General features: G+C 70.9%; 16 protein-coding genes and 1 riboswitch. All 16 genes read left to right on the top strand.

Features of this window, described 5'->3' with window-relative positions; all coding sequences use genetic code 11:
• Window positions 1-3 precede the first annotated feature (3 nt).
• The 16 genes from carB (at window position 4) to ACQPZW_RS38990 (ending at window position 18,734) form a co-directional block, all read left to right on the top strand.
• The gene (gene carB / locus ACQPZW_RS39065) at window positions 4-3,318 is read left to right on the top strand and encodes a carbamoyl-phosphate synthase large subunit (protein WP_433791048.1); all 3,315 of its coding nucleotides are present in this window, start codon (window positions 4-6) and stop codon (window positions 3,316-3,318) included.
• A complete protein-coding gene (locus ACQPZW_RS39060) occupies window positions 3,315-4,343 on the top strand; it encodes a quinone-dependent dihydroorotate dehydrogenase (RefSeq protein WP_433791047.1) in 1,029 nt (342 codons plus the stop codon). The genes carB and ACQPZW_RS39060 overlap by 4 nt, the downstream gene beginning before the upstream one ends.
• Window positions 4,344-4,507: 164 nt before the next feature.
• Window positions 4,508-5,716 (top strand): adenosylmethionine--8-amino-7-oxononanoate transaminase, encoded by a 1,209-nt coding sequence (locus ACQPZW_RS39055; RefSeq protein ID WP_433797746.1) that lies wholly within the window; start codon window positions 4,508-4,510, stop codon window positions 5,714-5,716.
• 20 nt (window positions 5,717-5,736) lie between these two features.
• A complete protein-coding gene (gene pyrF, locus ACQPZW_RS39050) occupies window positions 5,737-6,567 on the top strand; it encodes an orotidine-5'-phosphate decarboxylase (protein WP_433791046.1) in 831 nt (276 codons plus the stop codon).
• 182 nt (window positions 6,568-6,749) lie between these two features.
• Window positions 6,750-7,067, top strand: coding sequence for an integration host factor, actinobacterial type (gene mihF / locus ACQPZW_RS39045; RefSeq protein WP_360325203.1), 318 nt, complete (start codon window positions 6,750-6,752; stop codon window positions 7,065-7,067).
• A 32-nt stretch (window positions 7,068-7,099) separates the two neighbouring features.
• Window positions 7,100-7,687 carry a guanylate kinase gene (gene gmk / locus ACQPZW_RS39040; protein WP_433791045.1) on the top strand — a complete coding sequence of 196 codons (588 nt, stop codon included), beginning with the start codon at window positions 7,100-7,102 and terminating at the stop codon, window positions 7,685-7,687.
• Window positions 7,688-7,698: 11 nt separating this feature from the next.
• Complete coding sequence (gene rpoZ, locus ACQPZW_RS39035; protein WP_015623990.1) at window positions 7,699-7,962, top strand: DNA-directed RNA polymerase subunit omega; 264 nt, start codon at window positions 7,699-7,701, stop codon at window positions 7,960-7,962.
• A gap of 168 nt (window positions 7,963-8,130) precedes the next feature.
• Window positions 8,131-9,348 carry a bifunctional phosphopantothenoylcysteine decarboxylase/phosphopantothenate--cysteine ligase CoaBC gene (gene coaBC, locus ACQPZW_RS39030; RefSeq protein WP_433797744.1) on the top strand — a complete coding sequence of 406 codons (1,218 nt, stop codon included), beginning with the start codon at window positions 8,131-8,133 and terminating at the stop codon, window positions 9,346-9,348.
• Between the two features lie 45 nt (window positions 9,349-9,393).
• Window positions 9,394-10,584, top strand: a complete 1,191-nt coding sequence (metK, locus tag ACQPZW_RS39025) for a methionine adenosyltransferase (RefSeq protein ID WP_433791043.1) — start codon at window positions 9,394-9,396, stop codon at window positions 10,582-10,584.
• Between the two features lie 158 nt (window positions 10,585-10,742).
• The gene (locus tag ACQPZW_RS39020) at window positions 10,743-11,309 is read left to right on the top strand and encodes a hypothetical protein (RefSeq protein WP_433791042.1); all 567 of its coding nucleotides are present in this window, start codon (window positions 10,743-10,745) and stop codon (window positions 11,307-11,309) included.
• Window positions 11,310-11,467: 158 nt separating this feature from the next.
• Window positions 11,468-13,696 (top strand): primosomal protein N', encoded by a 2,229-nt coding sequence (locus ACQPZW_RS39015; protein ID WP_433791041.1) that lies wholly within the window; start codon window positions 11,468-11,470, stop codon window positions 13,694-13,696.
• Window positions 13,697-13,805: 109 nt separating this feature from the next.
• A complete protein-coding gene (gene def, locus ACQPZW_RS39010) occupies window positions 13,806-14,378 on the top strand; it encodes a peptide deformylase (protein ID WP_433791040.1) in 573 nt (190 codons plus the stop codon).
• A 4-nt stretch (window positions 14,379-14,382) separates the two neighbouring features.
• Window positions 14,383-15,312 carry a methionyl-tRNA formyltransferase gene (gene fmt / locus ACQPZW_RS39005; protein WP_433791039.1) on the top strand — a complete coding sequence of 310 codons (930 nt, stop codon included), beginning with the start codon at window positions 14,383-14,385 and terminating at the stop codon, window positions 15,310-15,312.
• 37 nt (window positions 15,313-15,349) lie between these two features.
• Complete coding sequence (locus ACQPZW_RS39000) at window positions 15,350-16,819, top strand: RsmB/NOP family class I SAM-dependent RNA methyltransferase (RefSeq protein WP_433791038.1); 1,470 nt, start codon at window positions 15,350-15,352, stop codon at window positions 16,817-16,819.
• A 72-nt stretch (window positions 16,820-16,891) separates the two neighbouring features.
• Window positions 16,892-17,563, top strand: a complete 672-nt coding sequence (gene rpe / locus ACQPZW_RS38995) for a ribulose-phosphate 3-epimerase (protein ID WP_433791037.1) — start codon at window positions 16,892-16,894, stop codon at window positions 17,561-17,563.
• A gap of 172 nt (window positions 17,564-17,735) precedes the next feature.
• Window positions 17,736-18,734, top strand: a complete 999-nt coding sequence (locus ACQPZW_RS38990) for a GGDEF domain-containing response regulator (RefSeq protein WP_433791036.1) — start codon at window positions 17,736-17,738, stop codon at window positions 18,732-18,734.
• A gap of 103 nt (window positions 18,735-18,837) precedes the next feature.
• Window positions 18,838-19,012, top strand: a riboswitch (FMN riboswitch).
• The last annotated feature ends 136 nt before the right edge of the window (window positions 19,013-19,148 follow it).

Genomic DNA, 19,148 nt, shown 5'->3' with positions numbered 1-19,148 from the left:
CACGTGCCGAAGCGTGAAGATCTCAAGCACGTCATGGTGATCGGGTCCGGCCCGATCGTCATCGGCCAGGCCTGCGAGTTCGACTACTCCGGCACCCAGGCCTGCCAGGTGCTGCGCGCCGAGGGCATCCGCGTCTCGCTGGTCAACTCCAACCCGGCCACGATCATGACCGACCCGGAGTTCGCCGACGCCACCTACGTCGAGCCGATCACACCCGAGTTCGTCGAGCTGGTCATCGCCAGGGAGCGCCCCGACGCGATCCTGCCGACGCTGGGCGGCCAGACCGCCCTCAACACCGCGATCGCCCTGCACGAGAGCGGCGTCCTGGACAAGTACGGCGTCGAGCTGATCGGCGCGAACGTCGACGCCATCCGCAAGGGCGAGGACCGGCAGCTCTTCAAGGACATCGTGGCGCTGGCCGGTGGCGAGACCCCGCGGTCGCGGGTCTGTCACTCGATGGACGAGGTCCGATCGACGGTCGCCGAGATCGGCCTGCCGGTCGTCATCCGGCCGTCCTTCACGATGGGCGGCCTGGGCTCGGGCATGGCCCACACGGCTGAGGACCTGGAGCAGATCGCCGGCGCCGGCCTGGCCGCCTCCCCGGTGCACGAGGTGCTCATCGAGGAGAGCGTGCTCGGCTGGAAGGAGTACGAGCTCGAGCTGATGCGCGACAAGCACGACAACGTCGTGGTCGTCTGCTCGATCGAGAACATCGACCCGATGGGCGTGCACACCGGCGACAGCGTGACCGTGGCCCCGGCCATGACGCTCACCGACCGGGAGTATCAGAAGCTGCGTGACCTGGGCATCGCCGTTCTGCGCGAGGTCGGGGTGGACACCGGCGGCTGCAACATCCAGTTCGCGATCAACCCGGACGACGGCCGGATGATCGTGATCGAGATGAACCCGCGGGTGTCCCGCTCGTCGGCGCTGGCGTCGAAGGCCACCGGCTTCCCGATCGCCAAGATCGCCGCGAAGCTGGCCATCGGCTACACGCTCGACGAGATCCCCAACGACATCACGCTCAAGACGCCCGCCGCCTTCGAGCCGGCCCTGGACTACGTGGTCGTGAAGATCCCGCGGTTCGCGTTCGAGAAGTTCCCGGGCGCCGACAAGGAGCTCACCACCACGATGAAGTCGGTCGGTGAGGCGATGAGCCTGGGCCGCAACTTCGCCGAGGCGCTCAACAAGGCCATGCGCTCGATGGAGACCAAGGCCGCCGGTTTCTGGACCGCGCCCACCTTCACCGACGTCGACGAGGCCCTGGAGGCGCTGAAGATCCCGCACGACGGCCGGCTCTACACGGTCGAGGCGGCGCTGCGGCTCGGCGCCACGGTCGAGCAGGTACACGCTGCCTCCGGCCGGATCGACCCGTGGTTCCTCGACGAGATCCAGGCCCTGGTCGACCTGCGTGCCGAGATCCTGGCCGCGCCCTACCTCGACGAGGAGCTGCTGCGCCGGGCCAAGCGGTCCGGGCTCTCCGACAAGCAGCTCGCTGCGCTGCGGCCGGAGCTGGCCGGGGAGGACGGCGTCCGGTCGCTGCGGCACCGGCTCGGGATCCGGCCGGTCTACAAGACCGTCGACACGTGCGCGGCCGAGTTCGAGGCGAACACGCCCTACCACTACTCGTCGTACGACGAGGAGACCGAGGTCGTGCCGAGCGACCGGCCCAAGGTGATCATCCTGGGCTCCGGGCCGAACCGGATCGGGCAGGGCATCGAGTTCGACTACTCGTGCGTGCACGCCGTGCAGGCTCTCCGCGGCGTCGACTTCGAGACCGTCATGGTCAACTGCAACCCGGAGACGGTCTCCACCGACTACGACACCGCCGACCGGCTCTACTTCGAGCCGCTCACCTTCGAGGACGTCCTCGAGGTCTTCCACGCCGAGGACAGCTCCGGCAAGGCCGCCGGCGGGCCCGGTGTGGTCGGCGTGATCGTGCAGCTGGGCGGGCAGACCCCGCTCGGCCTGGCGAACCGGCTCAAGGCGGCCGGTATCCCGATCGTCGGCACCACGCCCGAGTCGATCGACCTGGCCGAGGACCGCGGCCTGTTCGGCGCGCTGCTGGCCGAGAACGGGCTGCGCTCGCCCGACCACGGCACCGCGACCAGCTTCGGCGAGGCCAAGGCGATCGCCGACACGATCGGCTACCCGGTCCTGGTCCGCCCCTCCTACGTGCTGGGCGGCCGGGGCATGGAGATCGTCTACGACGAGCCGACCCTGAAGGGCTACATCGAGCGGGCCACCGAGATCTCACCGGACCACCCGGTGCTGGTCGACCGGTTCCTCGACGACGCCGTCGAGATCGACGTGGACGCGCTCTGCGACGCCACCGGTGAGGTCTACCTGGGCGGCGTCATGGAGCACATCGAGGAGGCCGGCATCCACTCCGGCGACTCGGCCTGCTCGCTGCCGCCGATCACCCTGGCCGCCTCGCACATCGCCGAGGTTCGCCGCTACACCGAGGCGCTGGCCCGGGGCATCGGCGTGCGCGGCCTGATGAACGTGCAGTACGCGCTCAAGGACGAGGCCCTCTACGTGCTGGAGGCCAACCCGCGGGCCTCGCGGACCGTGCCGTTCGTCTCCAAGGCGACCGCGGTGCCGCTGGCCAAGGCGGCCGCCCGGATCATGCTCGGCGCCACCATCGCCGAGCTGCGGGCCGAGGGCATGCTGCTGCCCACCGGCGACGGCGGTCACGTGCCGGCGAACGCGCCGATCGCGATCAAGGAGGCGGTGCTGCCGTTCAAGCGGTTCCGCACCCTCTCCGGCAAGAACGTGGACAGCCTGCTCAGCCCGGAGATGAAGTCGACCGGTGAGGTGATGGGCATCGACGCCGGCTTCGGCCACGCGTTCGCCAAGTCGCAGGCCGCGGCCTACGGTTCGCTGCCGACCAGCGGCAAGGTGTTCGTCTCGGTCGCCAACCGGGACAAGCGGTCGATGATCTTCCCGGTGAAGCGGCTCGCCGACCTGGGCTTCACCATCGTCACCACGGCCGGGACCGGCGAGGTGCTGCGACGGTACGGCATCGACTGCGAGATCGTCCCGAAGCACTACGAGAAGCCGGGCGAGCGCAACGCCGTCGAGCTGATCCTGGCCGGCGAGATCTCGCTGATCATCAACACCCCGCAGGGCTCCGGCGCCAGCGCCCGCCGCGACGGGTACGAGATCCGCAGCGCCGCCGTCACCGCCGACGTCCCGAGCATCACCACGGTGCCCGGCGCCGCGGCCGCGGTGATGGGCATCGAGGCCCTCCGCGCCGGCGACATGTCGGTGCGCCCGCTGCAGGAGCTGCACAAGCTGCTCCGAGGTGACGAGTGAGCCTGTTCACGCGCGTCGCCCGGCCGGCTCTGTTCCGGCTGGGCGGCGGCGACGCCGAGCACGCCCACGAGTGGACGCTCGACCGGCTCGCCAGGCTGCCCGCGCCCGCGCTGGCCGCGATGCGCCGCTGGTACGGGTTCTCCAACCCGGTCGAGGTCTTCGGCGTCCGCTTCCCGAACCGGGTCGGCCTGGCCGCCGGTGTCGACAAGAACGGGATCGCCCTGCCCGCGTGGCCGGCGCTCGGCTTCGGCTTCGTCGAGGTCGGCACGGTCACCGCGAAGCCGCAGCCCGGCAACGACAAGCCGCGCCTGTTCCGGGCGAAGGCCAGCGAGGGCATCGTCAACCGGATGGGCTTCAACAACGCCGGCGCGGCCGCCCTGGCCGACCGCCTGGCCGAGCTGGGCCCCCTCGACGTGCCGCTGGGCGTCTCGCTCGGCAAGTCGAAGGTGACGCCGCTTCCGGACGCGGTCGAGGACTACCTGACGTCCTACCGGCTGCTGCACCCGTATGCCGACTACATCGCCGTCAACGTGTCGTCGCCGAACACCCCGGGTCTGCGCGCTCTGCAGGACCGGGACTCGATCGCGGCGCTGCTCAAGGCGCTGGCCGGCCCGGTGCCGGTGCTCGTCAAGATCGCGCCCGACCTGACCGAGCCGGCCATCGCCGAGCTGCTCGGGGTCTGCCTGGACCACGGCGCGGCCGGGATCATCGCCACCAACACGACGCTGTCCCGCGACGGTCTGGCCCCGGCCGACAGTCATCTGGCGGACGAGGCGGGCGGGCTCTCCGGGGCGCCGCTGACCGCCAGGTCCCGCGAGGTGGTCCGGTTCGTGCACACCGAGAGCGGCGGGAAGCTGCCGATCATCGGGGTCGGCGGGATCATGTCGGCCGACGACGCGTCCCGGATGCTCGACGCCGGCGCCGCTCTGGTGCAGCTCTACTCCGGGTTCATCTACAAGGGCCCGGACCTGGTCCTGGAGGTCGCCCGGGGCGCCCGCCCGTCGCGGGCGGCAGCGGCCCGATGAGCGCGGCCGAGCGCGACCGCGTTGCGCTCGGCCCGTCGTCCGTCACCTCGGCGCCGGCTTCCGCGGGGGCGGGGACGGCGCCGGGTTCCACGCGGCCGGACGACGGCGGCGCGGCGGCGCTGCTGGCGCTCGATCGGGCGCACGTCTGGCATCCGTACGGCCCGATGCCCGGCCGCAGCGAGCCGTACCTGGTGGAGAGCGCCGAGGGGGTGCGGCTGCGCCTGTCCGGGGGCCGTGAGGTGGTCGACGGGATGTCGTCCTGGTGGGCGGCGATCCACGGCTATCGGCACCCGGTCCTGGACGCGGCGCTGGCCGAGCAGGCCGGCCGGATGAGCCACGTGATGTTCGGCGGGCTCACCCACGAGCCGGCGATCCGGCTGGCCGCCGAGCTGGTGGAGATCACACCGGCCGGGCTGGAGCACGTCTTCCTCTGCGACTCCGGCTCGGTCGGCGTCGAGGTGGCGATCAAGATGGCACTGCAGGCTCAGCGGGCTCTCGGCCGGCCGGGCCGGAGCCGTCTGGCGACCTGGCGCGGCGGATATCACGGTGACACGTTTCACCCGATGAGCGTCTGCGACCCGGTCGGCGGCATGCACTCGCTCTGGACGGGGGTGCTGCCGACTCAGGTCTTCGCCGAGGCGCCTCCCACCCACTGGGACGAAGGCTACGCGGCGCGGCTGACCGACACGATCGAGCGTCACGCGGACGAGATCGCCGCGGTGATCGTCGAACCGGTGGTCCAGGGCGCCGGGGGGATGCGGTTTCACCATCCGGAGTACCTGCGGGTGCTGCGTGAGGTGACGGCCGCTCACGGGATCTTCCTGATCCTCGACGAGATCGCGACCGGCTTCGGGCGCAGCGGGCGGTTCTTCGGCGCTGATCACGCCGGGGTCAGCCCGGACATCATGTGCCTGGGCAAGGCGCTGACCGGGGGATATCTGACCCTGGCGGCCACCCTGTGCACGCGGGCGGTGGCCGACGCGATCTCAGCGGGGGACGGGGGCGGACTGGCGCACGGGCCGACCTTCATGGGAAACCCGCTCGCCTGTTCCGTCGCCCTGGCCTCGCTGAGCCTCTTGCGTGAGGGCGGGTGGGCGTCGGCCGTACAAAACATCGAATCGGGCCTGAGAAGCGGTCTGGAGCCGCTTCGCGGACAGCGCGGAGTCGCGGACGTGCGGGTCCTCGGCGCCATCGGCGTCGTGCAGCTGGACCGGCCGGTGGACATGGCGAGGGCGACCGCGGCGGCGGTGGCCGAGGGAGTCTGGCTGCGGCCGTTCCGGGATCTGATCTACACCATGCCGCCGTACGTCACGGACGACGCCGACGTGGCCCGCATTACCGCCGGAATCGCCGCCGCGGTGGCGGCCGGCTGACACGGGAGAGGGAGAAGTTCATGGAAACCTTCGGCGAACGACTGCACGCGGCGGTTGCGGAGCGTGGTCCGCTGTGCGTCGGGATCGATCCGCACGCCTCGCTCCTGGCCCGTTGGGGCCTCTCCGACGACATCGCCGGCCTCGAACGCTTCGCCCATACGGTCGTCGAAGCACTGGCCGATCGGGTGGCTGTTCTGAAGCCGCAGTCGGCTTTTTTTGAGAGATTTGGGTCACGCGGTGTCGCGGTTCTTGAGTCAACTATCCGACAGTCCCGAGAGGCCGGCGCGCTTGTCCTCCTGGATGTGAAACGTGGCGACATCGGCTCGACGATGGCCGCCTACGCCGACGCGTACCTGAATCCGGCAAGCACGCTCTGTTCTGATGCGATTACTGTGAGTCCCTATCTTGGCGTCGGTTCTCTGCAGCCGGCGTTCGACTCGGCGGCCACTCACGGGGGTGGTGTCTTCGTTCTGGCGCTGACCTCCAACCCCGAGGGGCCTGTCGTCCAGCATGCCGTCGGGGCCGGCGGAAAAACCGTCGCGCAAACCGTGATCGATGAGATTTCGCAGGTCAACGCGGGTGCGAAGCCGCTCGGCAGTCTCGGCCTCGTCGTCGGCGCGACGATCGGCGAGACCGGCCACGACCTCTCCAAGGTCAACGGCCCGCTGCTCGCTCCGGGCCTCGGAGCGCAGGGCGGAACCCCTGATGACCTGCGAGCCGTCTTCGGTGAGAGCCTTCACAACGTGTTGCCCTCGTACTCACGCGAAGTTCTCGCGGCCGGCCCGGAGATCGGCGAATTGAGGGCAGCAACCGACCGTGTTCTGGCCGGCGTGCGGACCGCGCTCGGGTGAAACGGCCTGCTTAGCAGGCCCGCGATGAGCCGGGGCGGGGGTACCCCACGTTGCCGAAACCCGGATTGACCGCTAGTTTTCCCGGCGCCGGGAACCATATGCCCCTTCGGTTCCATGGCACACCACGTTTCACAGAAGCGCCGGTATTGAACTACCGCCGCTCAGGGACCTGAGGAGAACTGGTGCCGCTCCCGTCATTGAGCCCCGAACAGCGTGCTGCTGCGCTGGAGAAGGCCGCGGAAGTTCGCAAGGCTCGGGCTGAGCTGAAGGAACAGCTCAAGTCCGGCAAGACCACCCTCGCCGCCGTGCTCGAGCGCGCGGAAGGCGACGAGGTCGTCGGCAAGCTGAAGGTCTCGGCGGTGCTTCAGGCGCTGCCGGGCATCGGCAAGATCCGTGCGACGCAGATCATGGAGAAGCTGAAGATCGCCGAGAGCCGCCGGCTCCGGGGTCTCGGCGACCAGCAGCGCAAGGCCCTCCTGGGGGAGTTCGCTGCGAACTGACTCATCGGCTCGTGTAGGAATGAGCCGTGAGCATGGATGACGACGCGCAGCCGGAGGCCCGCCTCACCGTTCTTTCCGGCCCCTCAGGGGTCGGGAAGGACAGTGTGATCGAGCTGATCCGGCTGCGCTCGCCGTGGATCAAACTCTCGGTGTCGGTGACAACACGCAAGAAACGCGACTACGAGACCGACGGCGAGCACTATCACTTCGTGACCAGGTCCGAGTTCCAGCGACTGATCGACGGAAATCAGCTGCTGGAGTGGGCGGAGTTCGCGGGCAACCTCTACGGCACGCCCCGCGCGCAGGTCGAGGGCTGGCTCCATCAGGGCCGGCCCGTTCTGCTGAAGATCGACCTCCAGGGCGCCCGTCAGGTCAGGGCGGCGATGCCGAAGGCCCAGCTGGTCTTCCTCGCCCCACCGAGCGTCGAGGAGCTCCAGCGCCGTCTGATCGGGCGGGGCACCGACGACGAGGAGACGATCAAGCGCCGCCTCGCGCACGCCGACGAGGAATTGGCGGCCGAGGCCGAGTTCGACGTCACCGTCGTGAACGACTTCGTCGAGCGTGCAGCTGATGAGCTGGTAGGATTGCTCGGTTCGTTATACCTGGCACACGAGCATTAAGGATTTACCACGTGGGAACCATCGCGAACCCCGAAGGCATCACCAACCCGCCGATCGACGAGCTGCTCGACAAGACCTCGTCGAAGTACTCGCTGGTGATCTTCGCGGCCAAGCGCGCCCGCCAGGTCAACGCCTACTACAGCCAGCTCGGTGAGGGCCTCCTGGAGTATGTCGGCCCCCTGGTCGAGACCACTCCTCAGGAGAAGCCGCTCTCCATCGCGATGCGCGAGATCAACGCCGGGCTGCTGACCGCCGAGGCGACCGACAACCCGTAGTGCGAATCCCTGGGTGCCCTCTGTTCGCGGAAAACGCGAACCGGGGGCACTCCGTGTTTCTGCTCCGGGGGCCGTGCCCCCGGAGCCCCGCATCGCGGCGGGTCGCGGTGGTCGGGTGATCGGCGTTGCCCCGGGTGGACCCGGCGGCGAGAGGATGAAGTGGTGACTGTGACCGAGATCGTGCTGGGCGTCGGCGGGGGCATCGCCGCCTACAAGGCGTGCGAGCTGCTGCGGCTGTTCACCGAGTCCGGCCACGGCGTCCGCGTCGTCCCGACCGACTCTGCGCTGAGATTCGTCGGTGAGCCCACCTGGGCGGCGCTGTCCGGACGGCCGGTCGCCACCGGCGTCTGGGACGACGTGCACGAGGTGCCCCACGTGCGGATCGGCCGGGCCGCCGAGCTCGTCGTCGTCGCGCCGGCCACCGCCGACCTGCTGGCCAAGGCCGCCCACGGGATCGCCGACGACCTGCTCACCAACACGCTGCTCACCGCCACATGCCCGGTCGTGTACGCGCCGGCCATGCACACCGAGATGTGGGAGAACCCGGCTACCAGGGCCAACGTCGTGACGCTGCGGTCCCGGGGGGCGATCGTCATCGAGCCCGCCGTCGGGCGCCTGACCGGTAAGGACACCGGCAAAGGGCGGCTGCCGGACCCCTCGGCCATCTTCGAGACGGCTCTGCGCGTACTCCGCCGCGGTCTTGATCTCGATCTGGCCGGCCGTCACGTGGTCGTCACCGCCGGCGGCACGCGTGAGCCGCTCGACCCGGTCCGCTTCCTGGGAAACCGGTCCTCGGGCAAGCAGGGCTACGCGCTCGCCAGGGCCGCGGTCGCCCGCGGCGCGAGAGTGACACTCGTCTCAGCGAACGTCTCGCTGCCCGATCCCGCCGGCGTGGATCTCGTCCGGGTCGGCACCACCGAGGAGCTGCGCAAGGCCACCGTGGAGGCGGCCGCCTCGGCCGACGTCGTCGTGATGGCAGCCGCGCCGGCCGACTTCCGCCCGGCGACCGTCGCCGAGCAGAAGATCAAGAAGACCGATGACGGCACGCCCGGCCCGATCACCCTGGTCACGAACCCGGACATCGCCGCCGAGCTCGGCGCCGCCAAGCGCCCCGGCCAGATCCTCGTCGCCTTCGCGGCCGAGACCCACGACGCTCTGGAGAACGCGCGCGGCAAACTCGCCCGCAAGCGCGCCGACCTGATCGTCGTCAACGAGGTCGGCCCCGATCTGGTCTTCGGCCAGGACCGCAACACGGTCACTCTGCTGGGGGCGGACGGCTTCACCGCCACTCACGGGGAACTACCCAAAGACGATGTGGCCGATATGATTTTCGATCAAGTCGCCACCCGCCTGGAAACCCAGGTCGAGGGCGCTCGGCGGCTCTGACTACACTTCCGCGTTACGTTGTATTCGACAAATCTGAGGAGCACCGTGGCACGCCGTCTGTTCACCTCCGAGTCGGTCACGGAAGGCCACCCGGACAAGATCGCTGACCAGATCAGCGACGGGATTCTCGACGCCCTGCTCGCGCAGGACCCGCGCAGCCGTGTCGCGGTGGAGACCCTGATCACCACCGGCCAGGTGCACGTGGCGGGTGAGGTCACCACGCAGGCCTACGCCGACATCCCCAAGATCGTTCGCGACACGATCCTGGCGATCGGCTACGACTCGTCGAAGAAGGGCTTCGACGGCGCGTCCTGTGGCGTCAGCGTGTCCATCGGCTCCCAGTCGCCGGACATCGCGCAGGGTGTCGACACCGCCATCGAGCAGCGCGAGGGCGAGGCCGGCGACTCGCTGGACAGCCAGGGCGCCGGCGACCAGGGCATGATGTTCGGCTTCGCCTGCTCGGAGACCCCCGAGCTGATGCCGCTGCCGATCGCGCTCGCGCACCGGCTGGCCCGCCGCCTGTCCGCCGCCCGCAAGGACGGCACGATCCCCTACCTGCGTCCCGACGGCAAGACCCAGGTCACCATCGAGTATGACGGTTTCCGTCCGGTCCGCCTCGACACGGTCGTCGTCTCGTCGCAGCACGCCGCCGACATCTCGCTCGAGTCGCTGCTCACGCCGGACGTCCGTGAGCACGTCATCGCGCCCGAGCTGGAGAGCCTCGGCCTCGACACCGAGGGCTACCGGCTGCTGGTCAACCCGACCGGCCGCTTCGAGATCGGCGGCCCGATGGGTGACGCCGGCCTCACCGGCCGCAAGATCATCGTCGACACCTACGGCGGCTACGCCCGTCACGGTGGCGGCGCCTTCTCCGGCAAGGACCCGTCCAAGGTCGACCGCTCCGCGGCGTATGCCACGCGCTGGGTCGCCAAGAACGTCGTCGCCGCCGGGCTCGCCGAGCGCTGCGAGATCCAGGTCGCCTACGCCATCGGCAAGGCGCACCCGGTCAGCCTGTTCGTCGAGACGTTCGGCACCGAGAACGTGCCGGTCGAGCGGATCGAGAAGGCCATCAAGGAGGTCTTCGACCTGCGCCCGGCCGCGATCATCCGCGACCTCGACCTGCTGCGCCCGATCTACCAGCAGACCGCGGCGTACGGCCACTTCGGCCGTGAGCTGCCGGAGCTGAAGTGGGAGAGCACCGACCGCGCGGCCGACCTGAAGAACGCCGCCTCCTGACGGCCGTTCCCCGGTTCCGCCGAAGCGCCCGTCCCCTCCCGGGGCGGGCGCTTCGCCGTCCAGGGCGAAAGTGTGCGGTCCAGGTGATCCGCCGGCGCCTGATTTGCGTGTTCGTTCGCATGACAGTCAGGGGTGGTGAAGGCGCTTACGCTTCCGTGATGACGGGTGTTCAGGGCGAGCGGGTGATCGTGGTGCGGCATGCGATGCCGGCCGTCGATCCGGACGTGCCGTCGGAGCAGTGGCAGCTGGCACAGGAGAGCCGCGTCGCGGCGCGCCTGATGCGGCTGCACGTCTGCCATCCGGCCTACTACGTGGCCAGCACCGAGCCGAAGGCCGCGCAGACCATGCAGGAGATAGCCGGCGCTCAGCGGGTAGCCCGTGACCCGGGCCTCGCCGAGGTGCATCGGCCGCACGTGTGGTTCACCGAGGAGAAGGGCTACCACTCGGCGGCGCAGGCCTATGCGCGAGGCGAGTGCCCCGAGGGGTGGGAGCCGCGCGATCAGGTGATCGAGCGGTTCGACGCCGCGGTGGTACGCCACGCGGCCGCCGCCGCCGAGCAGAACCGCACCCTCGTCATCGGCACTCACGGCCTGGCGCCGACGGTGTGGATGGCGAGCCGCTACGAGCTGGCGACCGATCCGGCCCGCTTCTGGGCCGACCTCCGTTTCCCCGACATCGTCGAGATCGACCTCCGCGCCCTCACGGTGACCTGCCTCACCCACTGATCGCGATCCTCCTACCGCGATCCCTCACCGCCGGGCTGGGGAATCGGACGGGATCCGCTCGGTAGGCGGTTCGCGGGGCGCGGCCCGCACGACCGGCCAGGGGCGTGGCCGGACCGGGCGGGCGGAAATGTCAGGGGGTGCGGGCAGAATGTTCGGCGATGGGGACCAAGGGGACGCGCAGCGAGCGGGAGCCGGCCGAGCGGCTGCCCGTCGCGCGGGTGTGTGTGGATGTGCCGCTCGCTCATCTCGACCGGCCGTTCGACTATCTGGTCTCCACGGCTGACGACGAGGCCGCGCAACCGGGCGTGCGGGTCAAGGTGCGGTTCGCCGGTCAACAGGTCGGCGGGTTCCTGCTGGCCCGTGTCGAGTCGTCCGACCACGGCGGCAAACTGGCCTACCTGGAGAAGGTGGTCTCGCCCGAGCGCGTCCTCGATCCCGAGATCATCCGTCTGGCGCGGGCGGTCGCCGACCGTTATGCGGGCAATCTCGCCGACGTGCTCAGGCTCGCGGTGCCACCCCGGCACGCCCGCGTCGAGTCCCAGACCGAGAAGTCCCCGCTGCCCACCACGGCACCGGATCCCGCCCCGGCGGAGAGCCCTACGTCGGTCCTATCCGATGCGGAGAGCCCCACGTCGGTCCCGCCCGTGGCGGAAGGCCCTACGTCGGTCCCGCCCGTGGCGGAGAGTCCCACGTCGGTCCCGCCCGAGGCGGGGGGTGCCTCGGGCGATCCGGAGACGGTCGAGGGGGAGGCTGTCTCGGCGGGTCGGGAGCCGGTTGTGGTCGGGCCTTCGCCGGCGGCCGGGCGGCGGTGGGAGACTGCCGCGATCCGGGAGCCGGTGGCCGGTGGGTGGGACTCCTATGCGGCCGGGCCCGCCTATCTGCGGGCGTTGCGGGATGCCCGGCCGGCGCGGGCCGTCTGGTCGGCCCTGCCGGGAGAGGCCTGGCCGGAGCGGATCGCCGAGGCGGCCGCCGCCACGGTGCGGAGCGGGCGCGGCGTGGTGATCGTCGTCGCCGACGCACGGGACCTCGATCGGGTCGACCGGGCGCTGACCTCCGTGCTCGGTGACGGGCTGCACGTCGCGCTCCACGCGGCTCTCGGGCCCTCCGAGCGATACCGGCGGTTCCTGGCGGCGGCCCGGGGCCGGGTGCCGGTCGTGGTGGGGACGCGGTCGGCGATGTGGGCGCCGGTTCCCGACGTGGGGCTGGTCGTCATCTGGGACGACGGCGACGACCTGCATGCCGAGCCGCGGGCGCCCTATCCACATGCGCGTGACGTCCTGCTGACCCGGGCGCGCCTGGCGGACTGTGCGGCGCTGGTGGGCGGGTTCGCGCGGACCGGTGAGGGGCAGTTGCTGCTCGAGACCGGCTGGGCGCGGGAGATCGTCGCCGACCGTGCGGTGTTGCGCCGCCGGTCGCCGGCTGTCACGCCGACCGGTGACGACCTGCAGATGGCCCGTGACTCGGGTGCGGCGATCGCCCGGCTGCCGAGTGTCGCGTGGCAGGCGGCGAAACAGGCGTTGCAGGCCGGCGTCCCGGTGCTGGTGCAGGTGCCCCGGCGCGGCTATCTGCCATCGGTGGCCTGCATCGAGTGCCGCACCCCGGCGCGCTGCCCGCACTGCTCGGGGCCGCTCGGGCTGCACGGCGCGCGGGACGTCCCGGTCTGTCACTGGTGTGGGCGGGCGTCAGCCGACTACCAGTGCCCGAACTGCCAGGACCGCCGCCTGCGGGCCTCCGTGATCGGCGCCAAGCGGACCGCCGAGGAGCTGGGGCGGGCGTTTCCGGGGTTCCCGGTGCGCACGTCCGGGCGGGAGCAGGTGCTGGCCGACGTGCCGGGCGAGGCCGCCGTCGTGGTGTCCACGCCGGGCGCCGAGCCGCTGGCCGAGGGCGGGTTCGGGGCGGTGTTGCTGCTCGACACGTGGGCCCTGTTGAGCCGTGCCGACCTGCGGGCCGCCGAGGAGACGATGCGCCGCTGGCTGAACGCGGCGGCCCTGGCCCGTCCGGCGCAGGAGGGCGGGCGCGTGGTCGTGGTGGCCGACGGGTCGCTGGCTCCAGTCCAGGCGCTGCTGCGCTGGGATCCCGGCTGGTTCGCGGCGAGGGAGCTGGCCGAGCGCCGTGACCTGGGCTTCCCGCCGGCGGCGCGGATGGCCAGCGTCACGGGGCAGGCGACCGCGGTGGCCGAGTTGCTGTCGCTGGCCCGCCTGCCGGACGGCGCCGAGGTGCTGGGCCCGGTCCCGGCCACCGACGAGCAGGAGCGCATGCTGCTGCGGGTCTCCCGGTCGCGGGCCGCCGACCTGGCGCATGCCCTGCACGAGGCGGCGGGGGTCCGCAGCGCCCGCAAGGCCGCCCTGCCGGTCCGCATCCAGGTGGACCCCGCCGACATGTTCTGATGGTGCCGGTGGGGGGAGGGCGCTGCTCGACCGCTGTCACCCACGGCGTTGCGCGCGTCACTCCGTAGACTGGTCAGGTGCTGCCCACCAGAGTCAGGAGTCTCACCGCGTGACCGTTCAGCCCATCCGTCTCTTCGGCGATCCGGTGCTGCGCACGCCGGCCGACCCCGTCGTGGATTTCGACAAGGAATTGCGCAAGCTGGTGAAGGATCTGGTCGAGACCATGCAGGACGAGGGTGGTGCCGGCCTGGCCGCTCCCCAGCTCGGTGTCGGCCTGCGCGTCTTCACCTTCGACGTGGATGACGTGGTCGGGCACATCGTCAACCCGGTGCTGTCCTTCCCCGACGAGGAGGAGCAGGACGGCCCGGAGGGCTGCCTCTCCATCCCGGGTGTCTACATCGACACCAAACGCCGGCAGAACGTGGTGGCGAACGGGTTCAACGAGTTCGGCGACCCGCTTCAGCTGGTCGGCACCGGCCTGATGGCCCGCTGTGTGCAGCACGAGACCGACCACCTCGACGGGGTGCTCTTCCTGGACCGGCTGGACACCGCCTCCCGCAAGGACGCGATGAAGCAGATCCGCTCCGCGGAGTGGTATGACGCGGCGAAGCCCCCGATGATCAAGGAGAGCCCGCACGGCCGGAGCGTCTTCGGGTCCGGCCTCTTCAGCTCGGGCCGGTGATCGGATGCGCCTGATCTTCGCCGGCACCCCGGCCGTGGCCGTGCCCAGCCTGAATGCCATCGCCGCGTCCGGGCACGAGCTGGTCGCCGTGGTGACCCGCCCGGACGCTCCGGCCGGCCGTGGCCGCCGCCTGGTCCGCTCACCGGCGGGCGCGTGGGCCGACGAGCGCGGCATCGAGGTGCTCACCCCGGAGAGACCGCGTGACCCGGACTTCCAGGAGCGGCTGCGCGAGCTGGCACCGGACTGTGTGCCCGTGGTGGCATATGGCGCGCTGGTCCCCCCGTCGGCGCTGGAGATCCCGAAGCACGGCTGGGTCAACCTGCACTTCTCGTTGCTGCCCGCCTGGCGAGGCGCCGCGCCGGTGCAGCATGCGGTGCTGCACGGCGACGAGGTGACCGGGGCGAGCGTGTTCGAGCTGGAGGCGGGGCTCGACACCGGCCCGGTCTTCGGCACGCTGACCGAGCAGATCCGGTTCACCGACACCTCCGGCCACCTGCTGGAGCGGCTGGCGGTGGAGGGTGCGGGCCTGCTGGTGGCGGTGCTGGACGCGATCGAGGCGGGCACCGCCCGGGCGCATCCGCAGCCGCACGACGGGGTGACGTTCGCGCCGAAGCTGACGCCCGACGACGCCCGCATCCGATGGGACGATCCGGCGTTCGCGGTGGACCGGCGGATCCGCGCGTGCACCCCGGCGCCGGGGGCGTGGACGACGCTGCGAGACGAGCGGCTGAAGCTGGGCCCGGTGCGGCCGATCGCCAACGGGCCGGCCGGTTTGCGCCCGGGGGAGCTTCTGGTGGAGCGTAAGCAGGTGCTGGCAGGGACGGCAACGACGCCGGTGATCCTGGGCGAGGTGCGGGCGGCGGGCAAGAAGCCGATGTCCGCCACCGATTGGGCGCGGGGCATGCGGATCGAAGCAGGGGAGAAGCTGGCGTGAGTACGGTTTTCGTGATTTCAGAGAGCAGGACACAGGCGTGACGGAGCACAGGGCGTCCCGCCCGTACGGCGGACGGCCGAGCCGGCCGAGCGGTCCCGGCCATCCGCGTGACGACCGCAGCGGCCGGGCGCCGCGGGCCGGCCGGCCACCGTCGGATCCGGCGCGCCAGGCGGCCTATGAGGCGGTCGCCGCCGTGTACCGCGACGACGCGTACGCGAACCTGGTGCTGGCGGACATCCTCAGCGGGATGGGCCTGCACGGACGGGACGCGGCGTTCGCGACCGAGTTGACGTACGGGACGCTGCGCGCCGTCGGCACCCTGGATCTGATCATCGCGGCGGCCGCCGAGCGGGACGTCGCACGCATCGACCCGCCGGCCCGGGACGCGTTGCGGCTCGGGGTCTACCAGCTGCTCTACACCCGGGTGCCGTCGCACGCCGCGGTCAACCAGACGGTCGACCTGGTCCGCTCGGTGGCGCCGGGGGCGTCCGGGTTCGCCAACGCGGTGATGCGCACGGTGTCGGAGACGTCACTGGAGGCGTGGCTGGAGCGGGTCTCCCCGGCCTACCAGGACGACCCGATCGCGAACCTGTCGGTGGTGCACCACCACCCGCAGTGGGTGATCCGGGCGTTCGCCGAGGCGCTCGGCGGCGACCTGGAGGAGACCGCCCGGCTGCTGATCGAGGACAATCAGCCGCCCGCGGTGCACCTGTGCGCGCGGCCGGGCCGGGCCGACGCGGTCGATCTGGCCGACGAGGTCGACGGGGTGCCGGGCGCGTTCTCGCCGTACGCGGTGTATCTGAACGGCGGCGCGCCGCGTGATCTGGCCGCCATCAGGACGGGCCGGGCCCACGTCCAGGACGAGGGCTCACAGTTGGTGGCGGCGGCGCTGCTGGCCGCCCCGATCGAGGGCCGGGACACCCGGTGGCTGGACCTGTGCGCCGGTCCCGGTGGCAAGACCGGTCTGATGGGCGCGATCGCGGCGGGCCGGGGCGCGGAGGTGATCGCGGTCGAGGTGGCCGAGCACCGGGCCCGGCTGGTGGACATCGCCACCGAGGGCATGCCGGTGACGGTGCTGCCGATGGACGGCCGGTCGGTGGGCCGCGACCCGGATCTGCCGGAGGAGGGGTTCGACCGGGTGCTGGTCGACGCTCCGTGCACCGGTCTGGGCTCGCTGCGGCGCCGGCCGGAGTCGCGCTGGCGCCGGCAGCCGGCTGACCTGCCGCCGCTGACCCGTCTGCAGCGGGAGCTGCTGGTGGCGGCTCTGCGGGCGGTCCGGCCGGGTGGTGTCGTGGCCTACGTGACGTGCTCTCCGCACATGGTGGAGACGCAGGTGACGGTCAGCGAGGGCGCTCGGCGCAGCGGTGTCGAGGTCGACTTCGTGGACGCGCGGCCGCTGCTGCCGCCGGGTATGCCGGGGCTGGGCGCGGGCCCGACGGTGCAGCTGTGGCCGCACCGCCACGGGACGGACGCGATGTTCCTGGCGGTCCTGCGCCGTACGAGCTGAGGGTCTGAAGGAAGTGAGGCCGGGCCGGGATGGCCCGGCCTTCGCCCGTCGCCGGACCGTAGACTTCGTCGCGTGGAACCCATCATCGCGCCGAGCATCCTCGCCTCCGACTTCTCCCGTCTGGCAGAGGAGGTGCGGGCGATCGAGGGCGCGGCGGACTGGGCCCATGTGGATGTCATGGACAACCATTTCGTGCCCAACCTGACGATCGGCCTGCCGGTGGTGCAGAGCCTGCGCAAGGCGACGACCATCCCGTTCGACGTGCACCTGATGATCACCGACCCGCAGCGGTGGGCACCGGCGTATGCCGAGGCCGGCGCCTACAACGTGACCTTCCACGCGGAGGCCTGTGACGATCCGGTGGCGCTGGCGAAGACGTTGCGGGCGGCCGGGTCCAAGGCCGGTCTGGCGATCGACCGGGACACTCCGGTGGAGCCCTACCTGGAGCTGCTGCCCTACCTCGACACCGTCCTGATCATGACGATCAAGGCGGGCTTCGGTGGGCAGTCGTTCATGCCGGAGCTGCTGGAGAAGGTGCGTGACGTGCGCCGCCGGGCCCGGATCAACGACCTGGAGATCCGTATCGAGGTGGACGGCGGCATCGCGGCCGACACCATCGAGCAGGCCGCCGAGGCGGGTGCGGACGCGTTCGTGGCGGGCACGGCCGTCTATGGTGCCGCCGATCCGGCCGAGGCGGTCCGCAAGCTGCGGGCTCTGGCCGCCGCCCGGATGAGCGGGGCGTGAAGCGGCTCGGATCGACCCGCCGCGAAGTGGGCCGAGGACTGGCGTGAGGACCCGGGAAGGGACCATTATCGAGCCTTACGCCCCGGTGCTGGCAGGAAGGTGCAATGAGGGAGCTCGCGAGCGAATCAGCCGGCACTGTTGAGCGACGCCGGAGCGCGGCGGAGGTGGCGCGATGAGCACGGCTGAGTCGCTCCCCGAGATCGATCCCGAGCTGGACTCCGAAGAGGGACCGAGCCTGATCCTGGTGGTCGACGACGACCAGGACATCGCCGGGTTCGTCGAGTTCAACCTGAAGCTGCGGGGTTTCGAGGTGATCCGGGCCCGGGACGGCCAGGAGGCGCTCGAGCTGATGGAGACGCACCGGCCGGACCTTGCGGTGATCGACTGGATGATGCCGCGGATGGACGGGGTCGAGCTGATCCGTCAGCTCCGGGCCGAGCCGCTCACCTCGGCCCTGCCGGTGATCATGCTGACCGCGATGGGCCTGACCGGTGACAAGGTGCACGGTCTGCAGGCGGGCGCCGACGACTACCTGGTCAAGCCCTTCGACCTGGAGGAGTTGATCGCCCGGGTCACCAACACTCTGCGCCGGCACAAGGACGCCCGTGAGGTGTCGCCGCTGACCGGCCTGCCGGGAAACGCCCGGGTGCGGCGCGAGATCAGCGAGCGGATGCGCGGCGGCGACGACTACTCGGTCGGCTACATCGACGTCGACCGGTTCAAGAGCGTCAACGACGTGTACGGGTTCGACCGTGGCGACGAGTTCATCATCGCCCTGGCCCGGAGCCTGCAGCGGGCGGCCTCGCAGACCGGTAAGCCGTCGATCTTCCTGGGGCACATCGGCGGCGACGACTTCGTGTTCATCTGTCATCCCGATCAGGTGCTGCCACTGACCCAGCGGACGGTGAACGACTTCGAGAAGGCGGCGGACCGGCTGTACGAGCCGGGCGACGCGCAGCGCGGCTACATCGAGGTGCCCGACCGGCGTGGCAACAAGCAGAAGGCGGCACTGGTCACGCTCTCGATCGGGGTGGCGCAGGCGACCGAGGACGGGCGCCGCTTCACCGATCCGCGCATCGTGATCGCGGTGGCCTCGGAGATGAAGAAGGTCGCGAAATCGCAGCCCGGATCCTATGTCGCGATCGACCGGCGGCGCAGCGAATCCGAGTGATATATCCCAGTGTCTTGGTGGGAATACCGGCGCCGGATGTGAGGTAGGTCGCCAGGGAGGTGGCAAAATCCCGAAGTAGTGCAAGACTCGGGGGTGACCCACCACGCGCTGGCGGGACTCGGTGAAATTCCGAACCGGCGGTGATCCGACGCGAAAGCGACGGTAAGCCCGCGACCCGGTTGCCTGACCAAGGCAAACGGTGGACCTGGTGAGACTCCAGGGCCGACGGTTGACCGGCTGGGAAGCCGATCAGACAGTCCGGATGGGAGACAGCGCGCGGGATCGGAGCGGGTCGTGCCTTCGTCGGCGCGATCCGTCCGGGGTGCGCGTAGCGTACCCTTATTGTCCGATTCCTGGCGTTTCTCCCCAGGCCGTGAGCCTCTCCAGCGCGTGACAGCACCGCGTGAGAGGACC

This window comes from Actinoplanes sp. CA-252034, from assembly GCF_050956125.1.
In the GTDB taxonomy this organism is placed as follows: Bacteria; Actinomycetota; Actinomycetes; order Mycobacteriales; family Micromonosporaceae; genus Actinoplanes.
This window is presented reverse-complemented; position numbering and strand designations above follow the sequence as displayed.

Excerpts from the sequence above, each read along its gene's own strand:
- fmt (WP_433791039.1), top strand. The coding sequence starts at position 14,383 with ATGCGCCTGATCTTCGCCGGCACCCCGGCCGTGGCCGTGCCCAGCCTG.
- ACQPZW_RS39020 (WP_433791042.1), top strand. The coding sequence starts at position 10,743 with ATGACGGGTGTTCAGGGCGAGCGGGTGATCGTGGTGCGGCATGCGATG.
- gmk (WP_433791045.1), top strand. The coding sequence starts at position 7,100 with ATGGATGACGACGCGCAGCCGGAGGCCCGCCTCACCGTTCTTTCCGGC.
- ACQPZW_RS38990 (WP_433791036.1), top strand. The coding sequence starts at position 17,736 with ATGAGCACGGCTGAGTCGCTCCCCGAGATCGATCCCGAGCTGGACTCC.
- pyrF (WP_433791046.1), top strand. The coding sequence starts at position 5,737 with ATGGAAACCTTCGGCGAACGACTGCACGCGGCGGTTGCGGAGCGTGGT.
- ACQPZW_RS39015 (WP_433791041.1), top strand. The coding sequence starts at position 11,468 with ATGGGGACCAAGGGGACGCGCAGCGAGCGGGAGCCGGCCGAGCGGCTG.
- ACQPZW_RS39055 (WP_433797746.1), top strand. The coding sequence starts at position 4,508 with ATGCCCGGCCGCAGCGAGCCGTACCTGGTGGAGAGCGCCGAGGGGGTG.